Annotated in this window: 17 protein-coding genes; 7 read left to right on the forward strand and 10 right to left on the reverse strand. The window is 68.8% G+C overall.

What is annotated here, in order from left to right:
* Positions 1–45 precede the first annotated feature (45 nt).
* From AB0I04_RS47065 to AB0I04_RS47080, 4 genes are all read left to right on the forward strand, one after another.
* The gene (locus AB0I04_RS47065) at positions 46–1473 is read left to right on the forward strand and encodes a cytosine permease (RefSeq protein ID WP_360900528.1); all 1428 of its coding nucleotides are present in this window, start codon (positions 46–48) and stop codon (positions 1471–1473) included.
* Positions 1474–1578: 105 nt separating this feature from the next.
* Positions 1579–2508, forward strand: a complete 930-nt coding sequence (locus AB0I04_RS47070; protein ID WP_360900570.1) for an NAD(P)-dependent oxidoreductase — start codon at positions 1579–1581, stop codon at positions 2506–2508.
* A 5-nt stretch (positions 2509–2513) separates the two neighbouring features.
* Positions 2514–3440 (forward strand): RNA polymerase sigma-70 factor, encoded by a 927-nt coding sequence (locus AB0I04_RS47075; protein ID WP_360900573.1) that lies wholly within the window; start codon positions 2514–2516, stop codon positions 3438–3440.
* A gap of 79 nt (positions 3441–3519) precedes the next feature.
* A complete protein-coding gene (locus tag AB0I04_RS47080) occupies positions 3520–4287 on the forward strand; it encodes an SDR family NAD(P)-dependent oxidoreductase (protein ID WP_360900531.1) in 768 nt (255 codons plus the stop codon).
* An 88-nt stretch (positions 4288–4375) separates the two neighbouring features.
* On the opposite strand, the gene AB0I04_RS47085 is transcribed toward AB0I04_RS47080, so the two are convergent.
* The 6 genes from AB0I04_RS47085 to AB0I04_RS47110 all read right to left on the reverse strand — a co-directional run bounded on the left by AB0I04_RS47085 (position 4376) and on the right by AB0I04_RS47110 (position 11926).
* Positions 4376–6142 (reverse strand): helix-turn-helix domain-containing protein, encoded by a 1767-nt coding sequence (locus tag AB0I04_RS47085; protein ID WP_360900534.1) that lies wholly within the window; start codon positions 6140–6142, stop codon positions 4376–4378.
* A gap of 150 nt (positions 6143–6292) precedes the next feature.
* The gene (locus tag AB0I04_RS47090; RefSeq protein ID WP_360900537.1) at positions 6293–6481 is read right to left on the reverse strand and encodes a hypothetical protein; all 189 of its coding nucleotides are present in this window, start codon (positions 6479–6481) and stop codon (positions 6293–6295) included.
* A gap of 130 nt (positions 6482–6611) precedes the next feature.
* Positions 6612–7355, reverse strand: coding sequence for an SDR family NAD(P)-dependent oxidoreductase (locus tag AB0I04_RS47095; RefSeq protein ID WP_360900540.1), 744 nt, complete (start codon positions 7353–7355; stop codon positions 6612–6614).
* Between the two features lie 179 nt (positions 7356–7534).
* Positions 7535–8959, reverse strand: a complete 1425-nt coding sequence (locus tag AB0I04_RS47100; RefSeq protein WP_360900543.1) for an NAD(P)/FAD-dependent oxidoreductase — start codon at positions 8957–8959, stop codon at positions 7535–7537.
* 186 nt (positions 8960–9145) lie between these two features.
* Positions 9146–10333 carry a multicopper oxidase family protein gene (locus AB0I04_RS47105; protein WP_360900576.1) on the reverse strand — a complete coding sequence of 396 codons (1188 nt, stop codon included), beginning with the start codon at positions 10331–10333 and terminating at the stop codon, positions 9146–9148.
* Positions 10334–10708: 375 nt separating this feature from the next.
* Complete coding sequence (locus tag AB0I04_RS47110; RefSeq protein WP_360900546.1) at positions 10709–11926, reverse strand: MFS transporter; 1218 nt, start codon at positions 11924–11926, stop codon at positions 10709–10711.
* Between the two features lie 146 nt (positions 11927–12072).
* Here AB0I04_RS47110 and AB0I04_RS47115 point away from each other — a divergent pair, with 146 nt between their 5' ends.
* The 3 genes from AB0I04_RS47115 to AB0I04_RS47125 all read left to right on the forward strand — a co-directional run bounded on the left by AB0I04_RS47115 (position 12073) and on the right by AB0I04_RS47125 (position 14812).
* A complete protein-coding gene (locus tag AB0I04_RS47115; protein ID WP_360900549.1) occupies positions 12073–12537 on the forward strand; it encodes a MarR family transcriptional regulator in 465 nt (154 codons plus the stop codon).
* Positions 12538–12696: 159 nt separating this feature from the next.
* Positions 12697–13578 (forward strand): hypothetical protein, encoded by an 882-nt coding sequence (locus AB0I04_RS47120; RefSeq protein WP_360900552.1) that lies wholly within the window; start codon positions 12697–12699, stop codon positions 13576–13578.
* A 271-nt stretch (positions 13579–13849) separates the two neighbouring features.
* Entirely contained in the window at positions 13850–14812 is a 963-nt protein-coding gene (locus AB0I04_RS47125; RefSeq protein WP_360900555.1) for a hypothetical protein, read from the forward strand.
* 126 nt (positions 14813–14938) lie between these two features.
* Here the strand turns inward: AB0I04_RS47125 and AB0I04_RS47130 are convergent, their stop codons facing one another.
* From AB0I04_RS47130 to AB0I04_RS47145, 4 genes are all read right to left on the reverse strand, one after another.
* The gene (locus AB0I04_RS47130; RefSeq protein WP_360900558.1) at positions 14939–15715 is read right to left on the reverse strand and encodes a pectate lyase; all 777 of its coding nucleotides are present in this window, start codon (positions 15713–15715) and stop codon (positions 14939–14941) included.
* Positions 15716–16095: 380 nt separating this feature from the next.
* The gene (locus AB0I04_RS47135) at positions 16096–16698 is read right to left on the reverse strand and encodes a class I SAM-dependent methyltransferase (RefSeq protein WP_360900561.1); all 603 of its coding nucleotides are present in this window, start codon (positions 16696–16698) and stop codon (positions 16096–16098) included.
* A 101-nt stretch (positions 16699–16799) separates the two neighbouring features.
* On the reverse strand, positions 16800–18011 hold the full coding sequence (locus AB0I04_RS47140) for a serine hydrolase domain-containing protein (RefSeq protein ID WP_360900564.1): 1212 nt from the start codon (positions 18009–18011) through the stop codon (positions 16800–16802).
* A 269-nt stretch (positions 18012–18280) separates the two neighbouring features.
* Positions 18281–18511 (reverse strand): hypothetical protein, encoded by a 231-nt coding sequence (locus AB0I04_RS47145; protein ID WP_360900567.1) that lies wholly within the window; start codon positions 18509–18511, stop codon positions 18281–18283.
* Positions 18512–18612 lie beyond the last annotated feature (101 nt).

Genomic DNA, 18612 nt, shown 5'->3' on the forward strand with positions numbered 1-18612 from the left:
AGCACGCCGCGCAGCGTCATCGAGGCGCGGCCCGAGGAGGTCCCCATGTCCGCCGAAACCATCGCCTCCGGGCACGCAGAGACGACGCGCTTCGACGCGCACGGCATCGAGCCGATCCCCGAGCACGGCCGGGACTCGACACCGCTGGAACAGTTCTGGATCTGGGCGGGCGCGAACATCGCGCCGATCAACTGGGTGCTCGGAGCACTCGGCGTCACGCTGGGCCTGACCATGGTGGAGACCCTGATCGTCATCGCGGTCGGCAACCTGTTCGGCTGCGCGGCATTCGGGCTGTTCAACCTGATGGGGCAACGTACCGGCGTCAACCAGATGCTGCTCGGCCGCGCGACGTTCGGCCGTCATGGCGCCGCCGTTCCCGGCGTGATCCAGGGACTGCTCGCGATGGGCTGGGTCGGGGTGAACACCTGGGTGGTCCTCGACCTGGTGCTGGGCATCCTCGCCCGCCTCGGCGTGCACGGCGGCTCCGGTATGAAGTACCTGATCGGAGGCCTGATCATGGCGGCGCAGCTGGGCCTGGCGCTCCTGGGCTTCTACGCGATCCGCACCTTCGAGAAGTACACCGTCCCGCTGACCGTCATCGTGATGGCGGTGATGACGGTCCTGGCCCTCACCCGTGCGCACCCGCACTGGTCCACCCCGATGCATCCCCTCGGCGACGGCGGGAAGGCGACGGCCATCACCCAGCTGCTGACCGCGATCGGCGTCGGCTGGGGGATCTCCTGGCTGCCCTACTCCGGCGACTACAGCCGATTCGTCCGCCGGGACACCGGCGAGCGCGCGGTCTTCCTGGCCACCGCCGTCGGGGTGTACCTGCCCAGCGTGTGGCTCGCGGCGCTGGGCGCGGTGCTCGCCGGATCCGGCGGCGGTAGCGACCCGGCCGACCTGGTCGCCCGGACGTTCGGCGTGATGGCCATCCCGGTGCTGCTGCTGATCATGCACGGCCCGATCGCGACGAACATCCTCAACCTGTACTCCTGTTCCCTCGCGGCGCTGACCGTCGGCGTCCGCGCCGCCCGCTGGAAGGTCACGCTGTTCGCCGGAGTGATCGCTTCGGCGGTGCTTGTCGTGTTCATCCGCTCCGACAGCTTCGCCGGCGCCTTCGACAACTGGATGAGCTCGATCCTGGTGTGGATCAGCCCCTGGGCGGCGGTGGTCGTCGTCGACTTCTTCGTCCGGCACCAGGGCCGACCGGACGTCACCGCGCTGTACGGCGACGACTCCGGCGAGCCGGCGTTCAACCGGCCGGCGCTGGTGAGCCTCGCTCTGGGCATCGTGGCGGCGTGGAGCTGGCAGTACGGCTTGGTGCCGGTGATGCGCGGGCCGCTCGCCCGCCTGCTGGCGCACACCGACTTCTCCTGGCTGGCCGGGATCGTGGTGGCGGGCGGTCTGTACTACGCGCTCGGCCTGCGAGGCGCGGAGCGGCGGCGGATCGTCGCGGAGGAGCTGCGCTGACCTCAGGGGAATCCGGCGGCTTTCACCGTGCCCATGTCACAGGAGGCGGGGCTGTCTTGTCTCGGGTAGCGAGGACAGACGGTTCACGTCGGGAAGGTGATCGGCATGCGGGTGTTCGTGGCGGGCGGGACCGGGGTGTTGGGGCGGCTGCTGGTGCCGCAGCTGGTGGCCAGGGGCCATCAGGTGACGGCGACGACGACGAGCCCGGCCAAGCTGGGCCTGGTCGCGGAGATGGGCGCGGATGGCGTCGTGATGGACGGGCTGGACGCGGTGTCGGTCGGTGAGGCGGTGGCGAAGGCCCGGCCGGACGTGATCGTGCATCAGATGACCGCTCTCAACTTCGTCCATGCCGGTAAGCCCGATTTCAAGTCCGATCGGTATTTCGCGAACACCAATCGGCTGCGCATCGAGGGGACGGACCACCTGCTGGCGGCCGCCGAGGCGACCGGCGTGTCCCATTTCGTCGCGCAGAGCAACGCCGCTTGGAACGGGACCCGCGATGGCGGATGGGACAAGCCGGAACAGGACCCGATAGAGCTGCACGCGGGGCCGGTGGCGCACATGGTGATCAAGCCGATCCGTCACGTCGAGGACGTCGTCCTCAAGGCCGGCGGCGCCGCCCTGCGCTACGGCTGGTTCTACGGCCCGGGCGCCACCGACGATCAGATCGAGCTGATCCGCAAGCGGAAGTTTCCGCTGGTAGGGAGCGGCACCGGTTACTGGTCGTGGGTGCATCTGGACGACGCGGTGAGCGCTACCGTGCTGGCTGTGGAGCAGAAGGCGAGGGGCGTGTTCAACATCGTCGACGACGAACCGGCCCCGGTCAGTGAGTGGCTGCCCTATCTGGCCACGTGCGCGGGGGCGAAGCCGCCGAGGCGGGTGCCCGGGTGGCTGGGCCGGCTGGCGGCCGGAGAACTGGCGGTGCTGATGATGAACGAGGTGTGCGGCTCCTCCAACGCCAAGGCCAAGCGGGAACTCGACTGGGAGCCGCGCTACCCCTCGTGGCGGCAGGGCTTCAAGGAAGCGCTGGCGTGACCCTGATGTCCACCCGCAGCGAGGAGTTCGAGGAGCTGCGGCCGCTGCTGTTCTCAATCGCGTACCGGATCCTGGGCAGCGTGAGCGAGGCCGAGGACGCGGTCCAGGAGACCTGGCTGCGCTTCTCGGTCTCCCCGACCCGGCCCACGTCGGTCAAGGCGTTCTTGTCGGCCGTGGTGACCCGGATCTCGATCAACGTGCTGCGCTCGGCCCGCGTCCGGCGGGAGGAGTACGTCGGGCCGTGGTTCCCCGAGCCGCTGCTGACCGACCCGTACCAGGACCCGGCGCGCTCGGCGGAGCTGGCCGACTCGGTGTCGATGGCGGCCCTGCTGCTGTTGGAGCGGCTGTCCCCGCTGGAGCGGGCGGTGTTCGTGTTGCGGGAGGTGTTCGGGTTCGACTTCCCGGAGGTCGCCTCGGCGGTGGGCCGGTCGGAGGCGGCGTGCCGCCAGCTGGCGGTACGGGCGCGCCGCCACATGGCCACAGGCCGGCCCCGATTCGAGGCCGACCGACGCGAGCGCCAACGGCTCGCCGAACGGTTCTTCGACGCCTTCCGGGACGGAGACCTCGACGGTCTGCGGGAACTGCTGGCCGCCGACGTTCACCTGGTCGCCGACGGTGGCGGCAAGACCCCGCAATGGGGCACGGGCATCATCGGCGCCGACAACGTGACCCGGCTGTTCGCCGCGCTCGTCCCGCCGTTCGCCCGGATCGGCGGCGTCGTGGAGCCGCACGAGGTGAACGGCCAGCCGGGCGCGATCTTCCGCGATCGGGACGGCAAGGTCGTCAACACGTGGGCGCTGGACATCCTCGACGGACGGGTCCAGACGATCCGTACGGTGATCAACCCCGACAAGCTCGGGCACATGGGCCCGGTGGCGGACGCCTGGGCGGTCCTTCGCGAGGCGAACGAGGCCCGCCGGCCCACCGATTGACCCGGATCTTCTCCCGGCTGTTTCCGTCCGCACGTCACAGGCGGCCGGGCTGTCTACCCACCACTGCAAGGAGCCGATCATGAGCGAGCACACCACACACCAGAAGGTCGCGCTGGTCACCGGGGCGAACAAGGGGATCGGCCGGGCGGCTGCCGAACAGCTCGCCGCGCTGGGCATGACGGTCCTGGTCGGCGCCAGAGACCCGCGGCGCGGCGAGGAGGCCGCCGCGGCGCTGCGCGCGGCCGGCGGCGACGCGTACGCGGTCACCCTGGACGTCACCGACCCGGCCACCGTCCAGGCGGCCGCGAAGCAGGTCGAGGAGCGCTTCGGCCACCTCGACGTACTGATCAACAACGCCGGCATCAGCGGCTCCGGGCAGGTCTCGCCCGAAGACGCCCACGATCAGATTCCCAGCTCCGTCGACCTGGACATGGTCCGGGCGGTGTTCGAGACCAACGTCTTCGGGGTGATCGCCGTGACCAACGCCATGCTGCCGCTGCTGCGGCGGTCACCGGCGCCGCGCATCGTCAACGTCAGCAGTCACGCCTCGTCGCTGACCCTCACCAGCGACCCGGACGGCCCGTTCGCGGCACTGCTGCCGTCCGCCGCGTACACGCCCTCCAAGACCGCGCTGACCGCACTGACCGTGCAGTACGCCAATGAGCTGCGGCAGGACGGCATCCTCGTCAACGCCGCCGCCCCCGGCTACGTCGACACGGACGCCAACAACCACACCGGGCACCTCACCCCCGCGCAGGGCGCCGCGGTCCTGGTGCGCCTGGCCACGCTCGGCGCGGACGGACCGACCGCCGGGTTCTTCAGCGAGGAGGGCTCGCTGCCCTGGTGATGCCGGCCCCGGACGAAGGGCTGTCGTCGGCCTCGGTGAGGCGTTCGGCGACGGTCGATCACACCATCGACCGTCGCCGAGCGCCCGCTCATCGCCCGTCGACCGAGATGCCGTACGCGTTGATCTTCCGGTAGATGGTCGCCCGTGAGATACCCAGCAGATGAGCCGCCAGAGCCTTGTCGCCGTCGGTCTCTTGCAGCGTGCGGATGATCGCGTCACGCTCTATGGCCTCCCACGGGGTGAGTACGCGCCGGCTGGTCACGTGGCAGACCTCGGGCAGGTCCTGCGGTTGGATCTCGCCGATCCGCCGGCGGGTCAGCGCGAATCGCAGCGCGTGAAGGAGTTCGGTGACATTGCCCGGCCAGCTGTAGCGCAGCAAGACCCTCATGGCCGCCGGCGAGCACGACACGGACCCGCCGCGGGAGATCCTGCGCAGCAGGACAGGAACGAGATCGCGCACATCCTCGATTCGGTGGCGCAGTGCCGGCACGGTCAGGGTCACCGCCAGCGTGGACAACAGGTCTTCCGGCGGCTCGGCCTCGAGGTAGGTGGTGGCGACCACCCAGGGCCGGCCCGGATGCCCGGAAGCGGCTCGCATCCACTCCAGGAGCGCGGGGATCGCCTGTCGGGGGTACCGCTCGGGGTAGCGCAGCACCACGGTGGCTCCGGGCACGCCGATGGCCGCGCTCATCCGGCGTAGGCAGGCCGCCCGGTCCTCGGCGAGATCCTGGGGCTGGATCACCGCGAAGGGGCTCGCCGGGCCGTGGCTGCGGTGCACGGCTTCAGTGAGCGCCAGTTTGCCCACCCCAGGCTCGCCCTCCAGGAGCACCCAGGTGCGGTTCCGGCAGTGCGTTTCCAGATCGGTGCACGCCTTGCTGAACGCGTGGGAACTGCCGGCCAGCCTGAGTTCGAAGGGCCGGACCAGGTGGCGGGGTGGCCGGGCGTCCGGTGCGACCTGGATCTCGACGACGGCGCCGGCGCCCTCGGTCTGCGCCCGCACCGGGCGGACCCGAATGGTGGCCATGTCCCCGCGTGCCAGCATGACCTGCTCGACCAGCTCCTGGCTGGCCCGCGACAGCTCGGCCACCTTGTCCCTGACGACCGTGTGGTCGGTGGGCTCGAGCAGATGAGCGGCATGCTGGTTGGCGATGATCAGGTCATCGCTGACGGTGACGACGGCGCCGCCGCGCCTGCTGATGCCGAGGAACGCGGTGAGCAGGGCCCGCTCGCGTTCCGATCCGAGTTCCAGCAACCGCTGTTCGATGTCGTCGGCGGCCTCGCTCGCCAGGGCGGCCATCAACGGGTTGGCGTCCTTGGCCCAGCACGTGACGTCGATCAAGCCGACCAGCCGTCCCGTCAGCGGGTCGTGGACGGGTGCTCCCGCGCACGCCATCGCGTGCAGTCGTTCGGTGAAGTGCTCGGTCCCGAAGATGGCGGTGACCTGACGCGCCTCGATCGCGGTCCCGATGCCGTTGGTCCCGACGGATTCCTCTCCGTAACCGAAGCCTGGGGCGAGCTGGAGATGGTCGAGGCATATGGCCAGGGCGACGTGTTCGACCCGCCGATCGAGGATCCGGCCGTAGGCGTCGGTCAGCAAGAGGCTGGTCGCGGCATCGGACAGCTTCTCCTGCAGCCGGTCCAGCACGGGTCTCGCGGCGTGGATCAGGCGGCCGTCGGTGTCGAGGTCGTCGAAGTACGGCGGATCAAGGTGAGCACTGTCGACACCGGACAACCGGGAGCGGCGCCACGACTCCACGATCCCGGTCCGCACCGGCAGCCCGGGACATTCCCTGGCCTCCAGGAAACACTCTCTGGCCTCTGCAACGCAGCGTGGATCGATGGTGGTCTCGATCACTACCGGCCCCCCCAGCGGTAGCGTTCGCGTCCTCACTTCCACCGTACGCCGGAAGCGCGAGCCATGGCAGGAGCGGCGGCCCGGACGCGGAGCGTCTCGGGCCGCCGTGGATGGAGTACCGGCCTCGGACCATGGACGCCGGCCGAAGGCTCACCTGCGTCCCACACCACCGGTCGGGCTGCCGTCGTCCATGGGTGCCATCAGCGGGATCGGGAACGCGCCGAGCGCGACGACGTGGGTGCCTGCGGTGGTCGGGACACTGGCGGCTGCGTACGCCGGCTGGGCGAAGACGGCGGCGGCCGCCGCCAGACCCAGAGCGGCGATCGTCTTCTTCAGCATCGTGATCTCCTAGATGAGTGCGGGGTGGCCGGTCGGCCACGACTCCCAGACAACCCCGCCACGCCATCGTCGGATGTCTAATGTTGAGACGATGCGCCGTTCTTGGGCCGTCAAGCGGCCTCAGCGGCGTTCAGACGGCGGTGCGTCCGCCGTCGACCGACAGGATCGCGCCGTGTACGAAGCTGGAGCGGTCGGTGGCCAAGAAGGTGATCGCGTCGGCGATCTCCTCCGCGGTGCCGGGGCGTCCGGCCGGTGCCTGAGCGGCCAGCTGGTCGAAGTCCTCGCCCATCTTGGCGGTTCCTTCGGTGCGAATGGCGCCGGGGCTGACCGCGTTGACGCGGACCCCGTACGGCCCGTACTCCGCGGCCCAGGCCTTGGTCATCAGCACCAGCGCGGCCTTGCTCGCGCCGTACAGGCTCGCCCCGGGGACGCCGAGCTCGGCGGCCATCGTGCTCAGGTTGATGATCGCGCCATCTCCGCGTTCGGCCATACCCGGCGCGAGCTCGGCGACCAGGAAGTACGGCGCCTTCACATTGAGCGCGATCACCGCGTCGAATTCCTGCTCGCTGGTCTCGTGGGTGGCGCTGAACGGATAGATGCCGGCGTTGTTGACCAGGATGTCGACGTGACCGGCCAGGTCCCTGGCCTGTGCGGCCAGGGATCGGGCGGAGGACTCGTCGCGCAGGTCGGCGGCCACGAAGTCCGCCTGCCCCCCGGTCGAACGGATCTCCTGGACCACCTGCTCGCCCCGCACCGTGTCACGGCCGGAGATCACCACGTGCGCACCGAGCTCGGCGAGCGCGACGGCGGCCGCCCGTCCGATCCCGCTGGTGCCACCGGTCACCAGCGCCGATTTCCCCTGCAGTTTCGTCATCTTCTCCACCTGAATCCCTGTTCCGCGAAATCGCGGATCGGCCGGACGCGTTCCGGCCGAACGAGCTGTAATCCGTCCATGGATTTGAGAGTTCCCATTGGTCTGTTGAAGCCATTTATGGCCGCGATGATCGCCGCGATTCCGCGGACCTACTCGACGTCAGGACCCCGCCAACGCCGCTACAGGCCGTATTCCACGAGGAGGTTGAGCCAGACCTCGCTGGCGGTGGGGAATACGGGGACGGCGTGCCAGAGCCGGTCGAGGGGCACCTCGGAGGTCACCGCGACGGTCGCCGAGTGGAGGAGATGCACCACGTCCGGGCCGATGAAGGTGGCGCCCAGGAGCACGTGACGATCCTCGTCGACGACCAGTTTCGCCCGGCCGGTGTAGCCCTCGGCCTGGAGCATCGCGCCGATCACGGCGCCCATGTCGTACTCCACGGCACGTACCGGGAAGCCGTCGGTGCGGGCCCGGGCCTCAGTGCGCCCGACCGCGCAGACCTGCGGGTCGGTGAAGATGACCTGGGGTGCGCCCCGGTCACCGGCGGTGTCGCGAAGCGCCGGCGTGTCGTCCGGCAGGCCCTTGGCGCGAGCGACGATCACGTCGCCGCAGATACGGGCCTGGTACTTGCCCATATGCGTGAGCAGGTTACGCCCGTTGACGTCCCCGGCGGCGTACAGCCACCCGTCGGGGATCCCGGTCGCACGCATGCTCGCGTCGACCGTGATGGGCCCACCGGCCTCGAGGCCGACCGTCTCCAGGCCGATGTCGTGCACGGCCGGCCTGCGGCCGGTGGCGACGAGGATCTCGTCCGCGTCGATCCGCGAGCCGTCGTCGGTATGGACGGTCACCGGGCCGCCTGGGATCGGCCGTTCCACACGACCGGCCGAGCGTCCGAAGCGTACCTCGATGCCCGATTCGGCGAATGATTTGGCCACCAACTCCCCGGCGATCGGCTCGGTCCGGGGGAGCAGGCGATCTCCGCGTACGAGCATGGTGGTCTCCTGCGCGCCGAGCGCATGCAGGGCCTGGGCCATCTCGCAGGCGACGGGCCCGCCGCCGATCACGACGAGCCGCTTGGGCACCTGCTGAACGCTGGTCGCCTCCTGGTTCGTCCACGGGCGCGCCTCCCGCAGCCCGGGCACGTCGGGGATGCCGGGGGTGCTGCCGGTGGCGACGACGACCGCGTGCCGGGCCCGCAACGGCCGGGTGCCGCCGTCCGGCATGCTCACGTCGACACGCAACGGCCCGGCCAGGCGACCACGGCCCCGTGCGAACGTCGCGGGGAGATCACGCAGCCAGGTCACGTATCCGCTGTCGTTGAAGTGAGACACGAAGTCGTCGCGACGGGCCAGCACCGCCGCGGCGTCGATCGGGCCACGCAGTTCGAGGCCCGGCATGCGGCCGACCTCGGCCGCGAGCTCCATCGGCCACAGCAGCGCCTTGCTCGGGATGCATCCGTAGTAGTTGCACTCGCCGCCCACCAAGCGCTCCTCGACGACGGCCGCTGTCAGGCCGCCCCGTACGGCACGTGCTGCCGCCGTCTCTCCGACGGGCCCTGCACCGATTGCGATCACATCGAAGACGTCATTCTCATTCGCCACGATGACCTCCGGCTAATGGGCACTGACATCGACTAGCAATAATTCCGTCAAACTCCTCAATTTAGGGCAATAGTGCGCTAGATTGCTTTTGGAGTATTGGGCTCGCGGGCGCGAGCAATATGACCGATAGGGCAATGATCGGCCGGCCGGAGCCCCGGCGCGTCGGAGGACTCTCGCCGGATTCGGTCACTTGACGATCTCCAGGACGGCCATCATTCCGGCGTCCTCGTGGTTGAGGATGTGGCAGTGCAGGACCGTCTTTCCGGTGAAGTCGGTGAAGCGGATCCGGATGACGATCTGGCCCTTCGGGGGGACGTTGGCGGTGTCTTGGCGGCCGTGGCCGTGGTGTGGCCGGCCGTTGATGCTCATCAGCTGGAAGCGGTCGGTGTGGACGTGGAAGGAGTGTTCTTCGTTGCTGTCGTTGCGGATGACCCACTCCTCGATCGTGTTCAGTTTGGACCGGATGTCGACTCGGTTCATGTCGAACTGCTTGCCGTTGATGTAGTACTTGGTGCCCGCGGTGTTCTCGGAGAAGACGATGGTGTGTCGTGCGGCGATCTTGGCGTGGCTGAAGTCTTCGACCGGCGCGAATGTGGTCGGGAGCCGTACGGGGCGTACGGGCGAACCGGCCGAGACCAGGGTGGCCAGGGTCCTCTGGGGGAAGGTGTTCCCGGCGGGCCCGGTGCTGTATCGGAGGGTCTCCAACTGTGTGGTGCCCGGCGGGCCGCCCTGGACCAGCACGTCGAACCGGGTCCCCGCGGCGAGCAGGAGCGAGTCGGCGGTCCAGATCCGGTCGACGGGGTCGCCGTCGTGCGCGATCACGTAGAACCGCTGTCCGCGCAGGTGGAGGTGGTAGTAGATGTTGGCGCTGACGTTGGCCAGCCGCCACAACTGGTACTCCCCGGGACGGATCTTGATGGTCGGGTTCAGCTGACCGTTGACCGTGCGAGTGGTGGGCGCGCTGATCTTCAGGTTCTCGGTCTTGACCGAGTCGCCCTGGACCTGGAAGTCCTTGAGCGCGATGACGTGTTCGGTGATGCCGCGCAGCGACCGCGGTAGGTGGTCCTTCAGCCCGTCGACGACGATGACGCCCGACATTCCGCCCGCCACCTGAGGCGCGGAGAGGGGGTGCGCATGCGAGTGGTACCAGTAGGTGCCGGGCTTGAGGTTGCGGGTGAACCGGTAGGAGTAGTGGAACGTCTGATGCGGGTTGATGCGGACGAAGATGTTGTCCGCGTGTCCGCTGGGGGACGCGTGCATCCCGTGGACGTGGAGGTTGGTCGGCGTGTTCAGCCGATTCTCCATCGCCAGTTCGAGTCTGTCTCCGGGCCGGACCCGCAGCGTGGTCGGCATGTAGCGGCCGTTGTAGGTCAGCGCCTACAGCCTGCGGCCGCCCACGTCCACCAGCCGCCGCTCCACCACGGTCTTCGTCCGCAGCACCCCGTCTGGCTCACCACCTGCGGCGGGTCTTGGAGCGCGGCCCCTTCCTGGATCGATGGTGAGGGCGACGGCCCGTCGGCGGAACCGCACAGCAGCGGAGTGATGGCAAGGGCCGTGGCAGCGGACAGATAGGCCCGACCGTTTCGAGACCGCATCCCCACCCCCGTGTCGGATGCCGGTTCGAACACCGCAGCCGGAAAACGCTGGCTCCGGCGCTCTGGGTCACCCACCGTTATCGGCCGGTATCACCCGATCTAAACCGTGGTCGAGGGCTCGTTGACCGGCGTGGCCGCGGAGGAGCGTGGCCGGTCAGTGGCGGAGCGTCGGGGAAGCGGGCCGCCGTTCGGTGGCCGTGCCTGAGTCGGTGACCCGGCTCTGGGCGACGCCACGACGCTCAAGGGCGCCTGAGACGACGGCGAGCACCAGGGCAGAGCCGGCGAGCAGGGCGCCGACCCAGTTGGGTGCGGTGTACCCGAGGCCGGCTTCGATCACGATGCCGCCCAGCCAGGCCGACAGCGCGTTGCCGAGGTTGAAGGCACCGATGTTGACGGCGGACGCCAGAGTCGGAGCACCCGCGGCCTGGTCCAGGACGCGCTTCTGCAGCGGCGGGACGGTGGCGAATCCGAAGGCACCGATCAGTGCGATGGTGATCGCGGCAGCGATCTTATGGTGCGCCGTGATCGTGAAGAGCGCCAGGACGAGGGCGAGGGCGCTCAGCGTGACGTAGAGCATGGCCATCAGGCGGCGGTCGGCGTAGCGGCCGCCGATCAGGTTGCCGCCGATCATGCCGAGTCCAAAGAGCACGAGCAGCCACGTCACGGAGGTGTCCGCGAAGCCGGCGACGTGGGTCATCATCGGCGCGATGTAGGTGATGGCGGCGAACACTCCGCCGAAGCCGAGGACGGTCATCGCCATCGCCAGGAGCACCTGCGTGTTGCGGAAGGCGATCAGTTCGTGGCGGAGGCGGACTCCCTGCGGGCGGGGCTGTTCCGGTACGAGCCTTGCGATGCCGGCGAGCCCGACGACGCCGAGTGCCGAGACGATCAGGAACGTGACGCGCCAGCCGAAGTGCTGGCCCACCAGCGTCCCCATCGGCACGCCCACGACGTTCGCGACGGTCAGTCCGGTGAACATCAACGCGATGGCACCCGCCTTCTTCTGCGGCGCGACCAGATCGGCCGCGACCACCGAGCCGATGCCGAAGAACGCCCCGTGCGCCAGCGACGCGACGATACGGCCGGCGAACATCACGCCGAAGGAGGGGGCGAGCGCGGAGGTCAGGTTGCCCACGGTGAAGAGCCCCATCAGCAGCATCAGCATGCGCTTGCGGGGGACGCGGGTGCCCAGGACCGTCATCAGCGGCGCGCCCATGAGGACGCCAACGGCGTAACCGGTGACCAGCAGGCCTGCGGTCGGGATCGTGACCGAGTAGTCGGTGGCGACCTCGGGCAGCAGGCCCATGATCACAAACTCTGTCGTGCCGATCCCGAAGGCTCCGATGGCCAGGGCCAGGAGTGCGAGGGGCATGGATGACCTTCCCATGGATGTTGCGTACACGCCTAACGCGCTCCAACAATAATTGCACGAGCGGTTATTTGCAAGCGCCGTATATTGCAGCAGTGTCCTATCATGGGCGTGCGCGGATGCCCACGCTTGTCGCAGCAGGAGGACCCATGACCGCCACGGACGCCGCCGACGCCGGTCTTGCTCACAGCTGGTACGCCCTCTCCGTGCTGCAGCAGCGGATCGAGACGCACATCGAGCGCACGCTGGAGAGCCGCCACGGGCTGAGCGCACGCGAGTACTCCCTCCTCGACGTCCTCAGCCACCAGCACAACGGGGAGGGCGGCCACCTGCGCATGCACCAGGTCGCCGACGCGGTGGTCCTCAGCCAGAGCGCGGCCACGCGGCTGGTCTCACGCCTCGAGGACCGAGGGCTCCTGTCCCGCTACCTGTGCCCGACCGACCGCCGCGGCATTTACACCGACGTCACCACGGCCGGTCTCGCGCTGCTCGCCGATGCCCGCCCCACGCACGACACGGCGCTCCGTGAGGCCCTCGACCGCGCCGCCGGCGATCCCAGGCTGCAGCCGCTCGTCAAGGCCGTCGAGGCACTGGACGGCTCAGCGGCGCCGTGACGGAGACGGTCTCCGTTGGTCACCGGGAGAAGGCGCGCAGGCTCAGCGCATGATTCGAAATCCTCGAATCACTCACGCGATTCTGCCGACGAATTCCAGGCGCAGCGCACTAGCCGGGTTAGACCAACGATTGGAACAATCAGGCACGTGGAGCCAGCGATGACGGCTGCGGAGTGGGCGGCTGCACAGGTCTCTGCCGTGAGGGACGACCCAACAGCCCGCCTTGCCCTCGTCAAGCGCACCTATCACGGCCCGTTCGGTCAGGCCCCGCGCCATTTGCCATATCGGCGGGCGGCGATGTCGTTCATGCGATGGCAACTCCGACGCGGCGTGTTGGAGCCGCCGCACGGTATTCGCCCTGGTAGCCCGTGGTGGCGGGCGGTGAACGAGCGGCTGCTGCGCGACGGCTGTGAGGCTGTGGCGCTCAGCGGCCATCTGCCGGGTCCGGTGTCCGCGAACACCGTCAATTACTGGATGTCGTTCGCGGACCGCCCGACCGCCCGACGTTGGTATCGGGCGCATAACGCGAGCGTGGTCGCCGCCTACCTCGAACATCGTGAGCTTGCCGAGGCCGAAAACGCTGCTGAGCGGTTCTTCATGAATGTTGTGCTCTGCCGGGTTCTTTACGCGCACGCACTCGTCGCCGCGCCCCGCCTGTCGCTCGGATGGCTTCGTTCCCTCGCACCTCTGCTGGGAGATCCCAGGCTGGGGATGACCGGAATCTTCCTGAGCTTGTCCCGCGTGCTGCCCGACGCGTATCCACTCACCGGGGACGTCGGTTCCTACGTCGATCGCGAACTCGAGTTCAGCTACATGCTGGACTATGGCGTGATCTTGCCCCGGCTCCAGCAGCTCTACGAGTGGTCCGCCCAGGAGTTCGACGCGCCGGAACTGCTCGGGTGCATCCGCGATGGGAGCATGACCTACGCGTGGCCCTTCGAGGACCGCGATGTCTGGCACCCGAGGCACTCCCTCACTGTACGGACGGTTCGACGCGTGCTGCCGGCGCGGCACCCTCGGCGGTCAACGGACGGCACCTGAGGCGGGGGAGGGGGCCGGGGGAGCCTTCCTCCGCCATGTGCCGCATTTCCGAAAATGTCGTTCGCGGCATGCTGGCGCTCGCTTATCGTCCGTGGCCGTACGCTTCTGCTTCTGGCCCGCGATGTCATCCGCTGTGACCGCAACCCATGCGTCTCGATTCGGCGCCTAGCGGGTCCGGACTCGCTTTGATCAAACGTTGATCAAATCCTTATCGGATCATTATTCAGGCCATCCACCATCACGATGTCCATTCCCGCCAGAAAGGGACATCGTGTCTACACCCCTCCGCAGCGTCACAATGGCCGTCGTCGCCGGTATGGCCGTGTTCGGCGCGCTCATCCCCGGGGCCCACGCGGCCACGTCGTCCGCCGCCGCCCGTCCGACTCCGCCAAAGACCCGTTGGGCGGTCAACCACTCCTCGACTCGAACCGTGCGCTCGTACTGGACCCCGCAGCGCCTGGCTGCGGCAAAGCCCGCTCCGCTTCCCTCGCGTCCCCGCACCGTGAGGATCGCCGGTTCGCACGGCGCAACGCCGCGCATGATCCATGCGACCCGTCCCGCCGGCGCCGCGGGCGGGCTGCACGCCAACGCCAGCGTATGGGTGACGGTCGGACGCCTGTTCTTTCACAACCCGGAGAACGGCGGCGACTACGTCTGCACCGCCAACGTCGTCACCAGCAACAACCAGGATGTGATCGCCACGGCGCGCCACTGCACCATGGACATCAGTACCGGTGCCTGGTACAACAACTTCCAGTTCGCGCCGGACTACAACAAGGGCAACGCCCCGTACGGCTGGTGGACCTGGCGGTCGGCCGGCGTCCGTGTCGACGACACCAGTCCCGGTGGTGACAACGCCTTCATCGTGCTCAATACCGGCGGTAACAGCGGCATGCACGTCCAGGGCGCGGTCGGCAGTTCGGGAATCGGCTTCAACTGGTCGACCAACAATTACGCGCACGCGATCGGCATCCCCGCGAGCGTCGACTACGCGGTGTGGTGCGAAGGCACGCCGACCGACAGCTACAACGGCGGCGTGCACATCCCCAACTGTCAGGGCCTGAGCGGCGGAGCCAGCGGCGGCCCGTTCATTTTCAATTACCAGTCCGACGGGTCGGCCGTACAGACCGCCAGCTTCTTCGGTAGCTGGGGCTCGGGCAGCGACGGCAACTCCTACTTCGCCTACTACCGCGACGCCGCCTGGAACGTCTACAACGGCGCCCAGAACGCCTGAACCCTCGCCCACTGATGTCGCGGCCCCGAATGCTCGGGGCCGCGACATCAGCTTTTGGCCACTGGCCGTAACCTGCGACAAGCGCTCAGAGAGGAAGTCCTCGACGCCGTCGATCGATGAACCGGGTTACTGGTACGTGACGTCGGATTTGGTGACGTGGCAGTACGAGTCGCCCCACCCGTCCTTGAGGTATGTCGGCTCGCTGCCCTTCGGCGCGCCCTTGTACTCGGCGCAGACATGAGCGCTCTTGCCGTTGATGAGCGTGATGTGGGTCAGGGTGGCCTGGTCGCCCCAGTTGGTGTTGATGCCGACGACGTATTTGGCGCTGTCCAGGATGACGTTGTCGACGACCACCTGCCGCTTGTACGACGTGGAGCAGTTACCGCATGCCCGATACAGCTTCCCGATCGTCTTCGCGTAGAAGTTCGAGATGTGTACGGTCCCGGAGCCGTTGTGCTGGAACACCTTGTCCGAAGCCGACTTGGCGCCGCCGCCGATGACATAGGAGTCGCCGTTGGTGCCCTTGAAGGTGGCGGCGTCCTCGCCGACGTCCTCCCACCACACGTTCTGGATGGTGCACCGGCCCTCACAGTGCACGCCGTCGCCGGCCGGGGAGCCGATGATGACGTTCTTCAGCGTCGCGCCGTCGGCCAGGTCGAACACCGCGGGCTGACTCTCGCCCTGGCCGCCGTCCCCGATGCAGCAGTAACGCTTCATCCCGCCATCACGCGTCCCGCTGACCTGAATGGTCTTCGTCACCGTGACGTCGCCCGTCTTGGTCGGCCATGTGGGGACGGTCGCGGCCGAGGCGGTCTGCGTCACGACGAACGCCGCCGTGACCGCCACGACGGCCACCCAGATCGCCGCGAACAAGCCGATTCGTCGCCTGATCCGTGGGTGCATCGCTGCCTTTCCTCTCTCGCTCGCGGCGCACGAGGTGCCACTCGTGAGCATGCGGACGATCGCCTTGGGAAAGCGTTTTCCCGATTGCGGCAGAGCGTATGTGGCGTCGATGATCGACACAACGCGCAGGCCGGGGAGCGATTACTCGGTCACGGGGAACCCGCACAGGCCGTACATCCGGCACGCCCTCGTGAGTGCGTTCCTCCAGCGTTCATGGGGTACGTCACCGCGCCTTGCCGCTGCCGCCCACCTGCTCGACGACCACCCAGGGTTTGAAAGTTTCAGTGCTCGGGGGAAGGCGGCATGCGATCGGTGCGCTGAGCCGATCGCCGATGCAGCTCTCGGACATCGCCGTACGACACCTCGTCGGCCGACCACGCTCAGTCCCGCGGCTTGCGCCAGACGATGCTGTAGCGCCACAGGAGGTGGTGGCGGTACTGGGAACCGGGCAGGATCTCCGCGGCCAGCGCTCGCATCTCCGCGTACGTCACCGGCGGCGGCCACACGATGGGGGACGGGTGCTCCCAGTGGCCTTTCATGGCGCGGTGGAAGGTGCCGACGGCGGTGCCGGCGAGGGCGCGCGGCAGGTCGCCCGGCATGGTGTGGCGCGCGAGGCCGACGACGGCCAGGACGCCGCCGGGGCGCAGGAGGTCGCGCATGCGGGCCAACCCGGCGGCGGCGTCAACGTGGTGCAGCGTGGCCACCGACGCGACTACGTCGAACGAGGCGGGCTCGAAGGGATGGGTAAGGAAGTCATCGCGAATGTAGTCGACGTCGTCCGGGTACTCCCGGGCTTGGTCGAGGCTGGGCGCGTCGAGGTCGATGCCGGTGACGTGCGGCACGGTCCGGCGAAGTTCGCGGACGAGCATGCCCTCGCCGCAGCCGACGTCGAGGGCGCGCTCGGCGCCATCGGGGACCACGCTGAGGATGCGGGGGTGGTAATGGATGTTGTGGTTCCATCGCCTGCCGTTCTTCGCTGCCATGCGATCATCCTGCCGGACACGGTGACACGAGGCCCTGGTCATGATCGGCAAAGGACGGACGGACACCGAGTGGCCGCGCTGCCGCCACCGGTGGGCGCACGCTACCGAGAGACCGAGGACCGGCCATCGCAGAGCGCCGTCCGGACCGCGGCCCTCATGTCGTCGTCCTGCGCTTCCGGACCACCGGGGTCGACGTTCACCAGGACCGTCGCCTGCCTGCCGTCGACCGTGGCACCGCCCACGGTCTCGTACCCCGGGATGTCACCGCCGTGCCCCCAGTAGAGGCCGCCGCAGGGCAGTGGCCTGCTCTCCAGGCCGAGGCCGTACGCCCGGCCGTCCGGGTTGCCGGTCGGCCGGGTCTTCATCATCTCCCGCCGCTGTGCCGGGCGCAGCAGCCGGCCGCGTACGAGCGCGTCCAGGAACCGGTCGAGGTCGGTGCCGCTGGAGATCATCTCGCCGGCCGAGCCCGCGACCGAAGGGTTGATGGCGGTGATGTCCATGAGCGGCGCGCCCTCACCCGGCCGCACGTACCCGCGCGGGTGCGGTCCGGGGATCGCCGAGGCGTCACCGGGCACGTACGTCTCGCGCAGGCCGAGCGGTGTGATGATGCGCCGGCGGATCTCCTCGCCGTACGTGTGGCCGGTCACCTTCTCGATGAGCATGCCGGCCAGCAGGTAGTTCGTGTTGGAGTAGTGCCAGCGGGTGCCGGGTTCGAAGGCCGGAGGGTGGGCGAGCGCGATGTTCACGAGGTCGCGGGTGTCGTGGTGGGCGAGCGGGTCCTTGAGGACCTCCCGCGGGGTGAGGTACGTGAGGTAGTCGGGCAGGCCGCTGGTGTGCTGGAGCAGTTGGCGGACGGTGATCAGCCGCCCGTCGTTGCCGTGTCCGCGGACGACGCCGGGCAGGTAGCGCTCCACCGGCGCGTCGAGGACGACGCGGCGCTCTCCCACCAACTGGAGCACGACCGTCGCCACGAAGGGCTTGGTCATACTGCCGATCCGGAACCTGCTGTCGCGGCGCATCGGCGCGTGGCTCCTCACGTCCGCGACGCCGCTGGTCAGCACCGCGCTGCCGCGCCGGTCCCGCACCTCGACGAGCGCTCCGGGCCCGCCGTCGACCGTGGTCAGTCGCTGAAGGAGTGCGCGCAGTCGAGTGTGGTCGGCGGCGCCGGTGGAGTCCGCCGTGGTGGATCCGGCGGCGGTGACCGCGGCGGCGCCCCGTCCCGGCATGCCGTTACCCGCCGGCCCGCCCACCGCGACACCCACCGCCACGGCCAGCGCGAGTGCGCCGCCCAGCGCGTGCTTGCGCTTGATCACGTGTACTCCCCTGATCCCGAGAGCCATCACGCTAGGGACCGCGGTGTTCGGCGCGCGTCACCCGCGAGAGCCACCGCTCGCGTCGTACCGGAGGTGGACGCGGTTCCCCGGCTCAAAGATCCATCATCGTGAGGACGAGACGCTCAACATCGTCGACCATCGGGACTTGAACCGGTGCGGGGAGCTCAGACGCGCGTAATCGAACGCCGGGCCGGAGCGCCGGCGCGGCGGTGTACCGGGACCGCCGGGCCGTGCCCGGCGGTGACTCGTCAAACGCCCTGGTCACCGGGCCGTGAGTCGTCTTCCAGCGCCTGGATCGCGCCGAGCAGGCCGCGCAGGCCTGTTCTTTCGCGCTCGGTGTCGGCGGGGTCGAACAGCCAGTCCGTGACCGGCACGTCGGTGGCCTGTTCCGGGTTGCTGATCTCGGTCACGGTCAGTTCCTCTTCGACCTCGATCTCCAGCTCGTACAAGAAGCCGTTTTCGCCGTTCGGGGTGCTCATGAGTGTCCTAATCAGTTCTGGGAGCCTGCCATCCGGCAGACTCCTGGGTTGGTTGGTAGCCGCCGGCAAGTGAGCACTCATGTGTCCTGGACATCGAAGTC

Origin of the sequence: Actinoallomurus sp. NPDC050550 (assembly GCF_040655075.1) — a bacterium.
Lineage (GTDB): Bacteria > Actinomycetota > Actinomycetes > Streptosporangiales > Streptosporangiaceae > Actinoallomurus.

Coding starts and splice junctions, on each gene's coding strand:
- AB0I04_RS47065 (WP_360900528.1), top strand. CDS start 46: ATGTCCGCCGAAACCATCGCCTCCGGGCACGCAGAGACGACGCGCTTC.
- AB0I04_RS47070 (WP_360900570.1), top strand. CDS start 1,579: ATGCGGGTGTTCGTGGCGGGCGGGACCGGGGTGTTGGGGCGGCTGCTG.
- AB0I04_RS47075 (WP_360900573.1), top strand. CDS start 2,514: ATGTCCACCCGCAGCGAGGAGTTCGAGGAGCTGCGGCCGCTGCTGTTC.
- AB0I04_RS47080 (WP_360900531.1), top strand. CDS start 3,520: ATGAGCGAGCACACCACACACCAGAAGGTCGCGCTGGTCACCGGGGCG.
- AB0I04_RS47090 (WP_360900537.1), bottom strand. CDS start 6,481: ATGCTGAAGAAGACGATCGCCGCTCTGGGTCTGGCGGCGGCCGCCGCC.
- AB0I04_RS47095 (WP_360900540.1), bottom strand. CDS start 7,355: ATGACGAAACTGCAGGGGAAATCGGCGCTGGTGACCGGTGGCACCAGC.
- AB0I04_RS47110 (WP_360900546.1), bottom strand. CDS start 11,926: ATGCCCCTCGCACTCCTGGCCCTGGCCATCGGAGCCTTCGGGATCGGC.
- AB0I04_RS47115 (WP_360900549.1), top strand. CDS start 12,073: ATGACCGCCACGGACGCCGCCGACGCCGGTCTTGCTCACAGCTGGTAC.
- AB0I04_RS47120 (WP_360900552.1), top strand. CDS start 12,697: ATGACGGCTGCGGAGTGGGCGGCTGCACAGGTCTCTGCCGTGAGGGAC.
- AB0I04_RS47130 (WP_360900558.1), bottom strand. CDS start 15,715: ATGCACCCACGGATCAGGCGACGAATCGGCTTGTTCGCGGCGATCTGG.
- AB0I04_RS47135 (WP_360900561.1), bottom strand. CDS start 16,698: ATGGCAGCGAAGAACGGCAGGCGATGGAACCACAACATCCATTACCAC.
- AB0I04_RS47145 (WP_360900567.1), bottom strand. CDS start 18,511: ATGAGCACCCCGAACGGCGAAAACGGCTTCTTGTACGAGCTGGAGATC.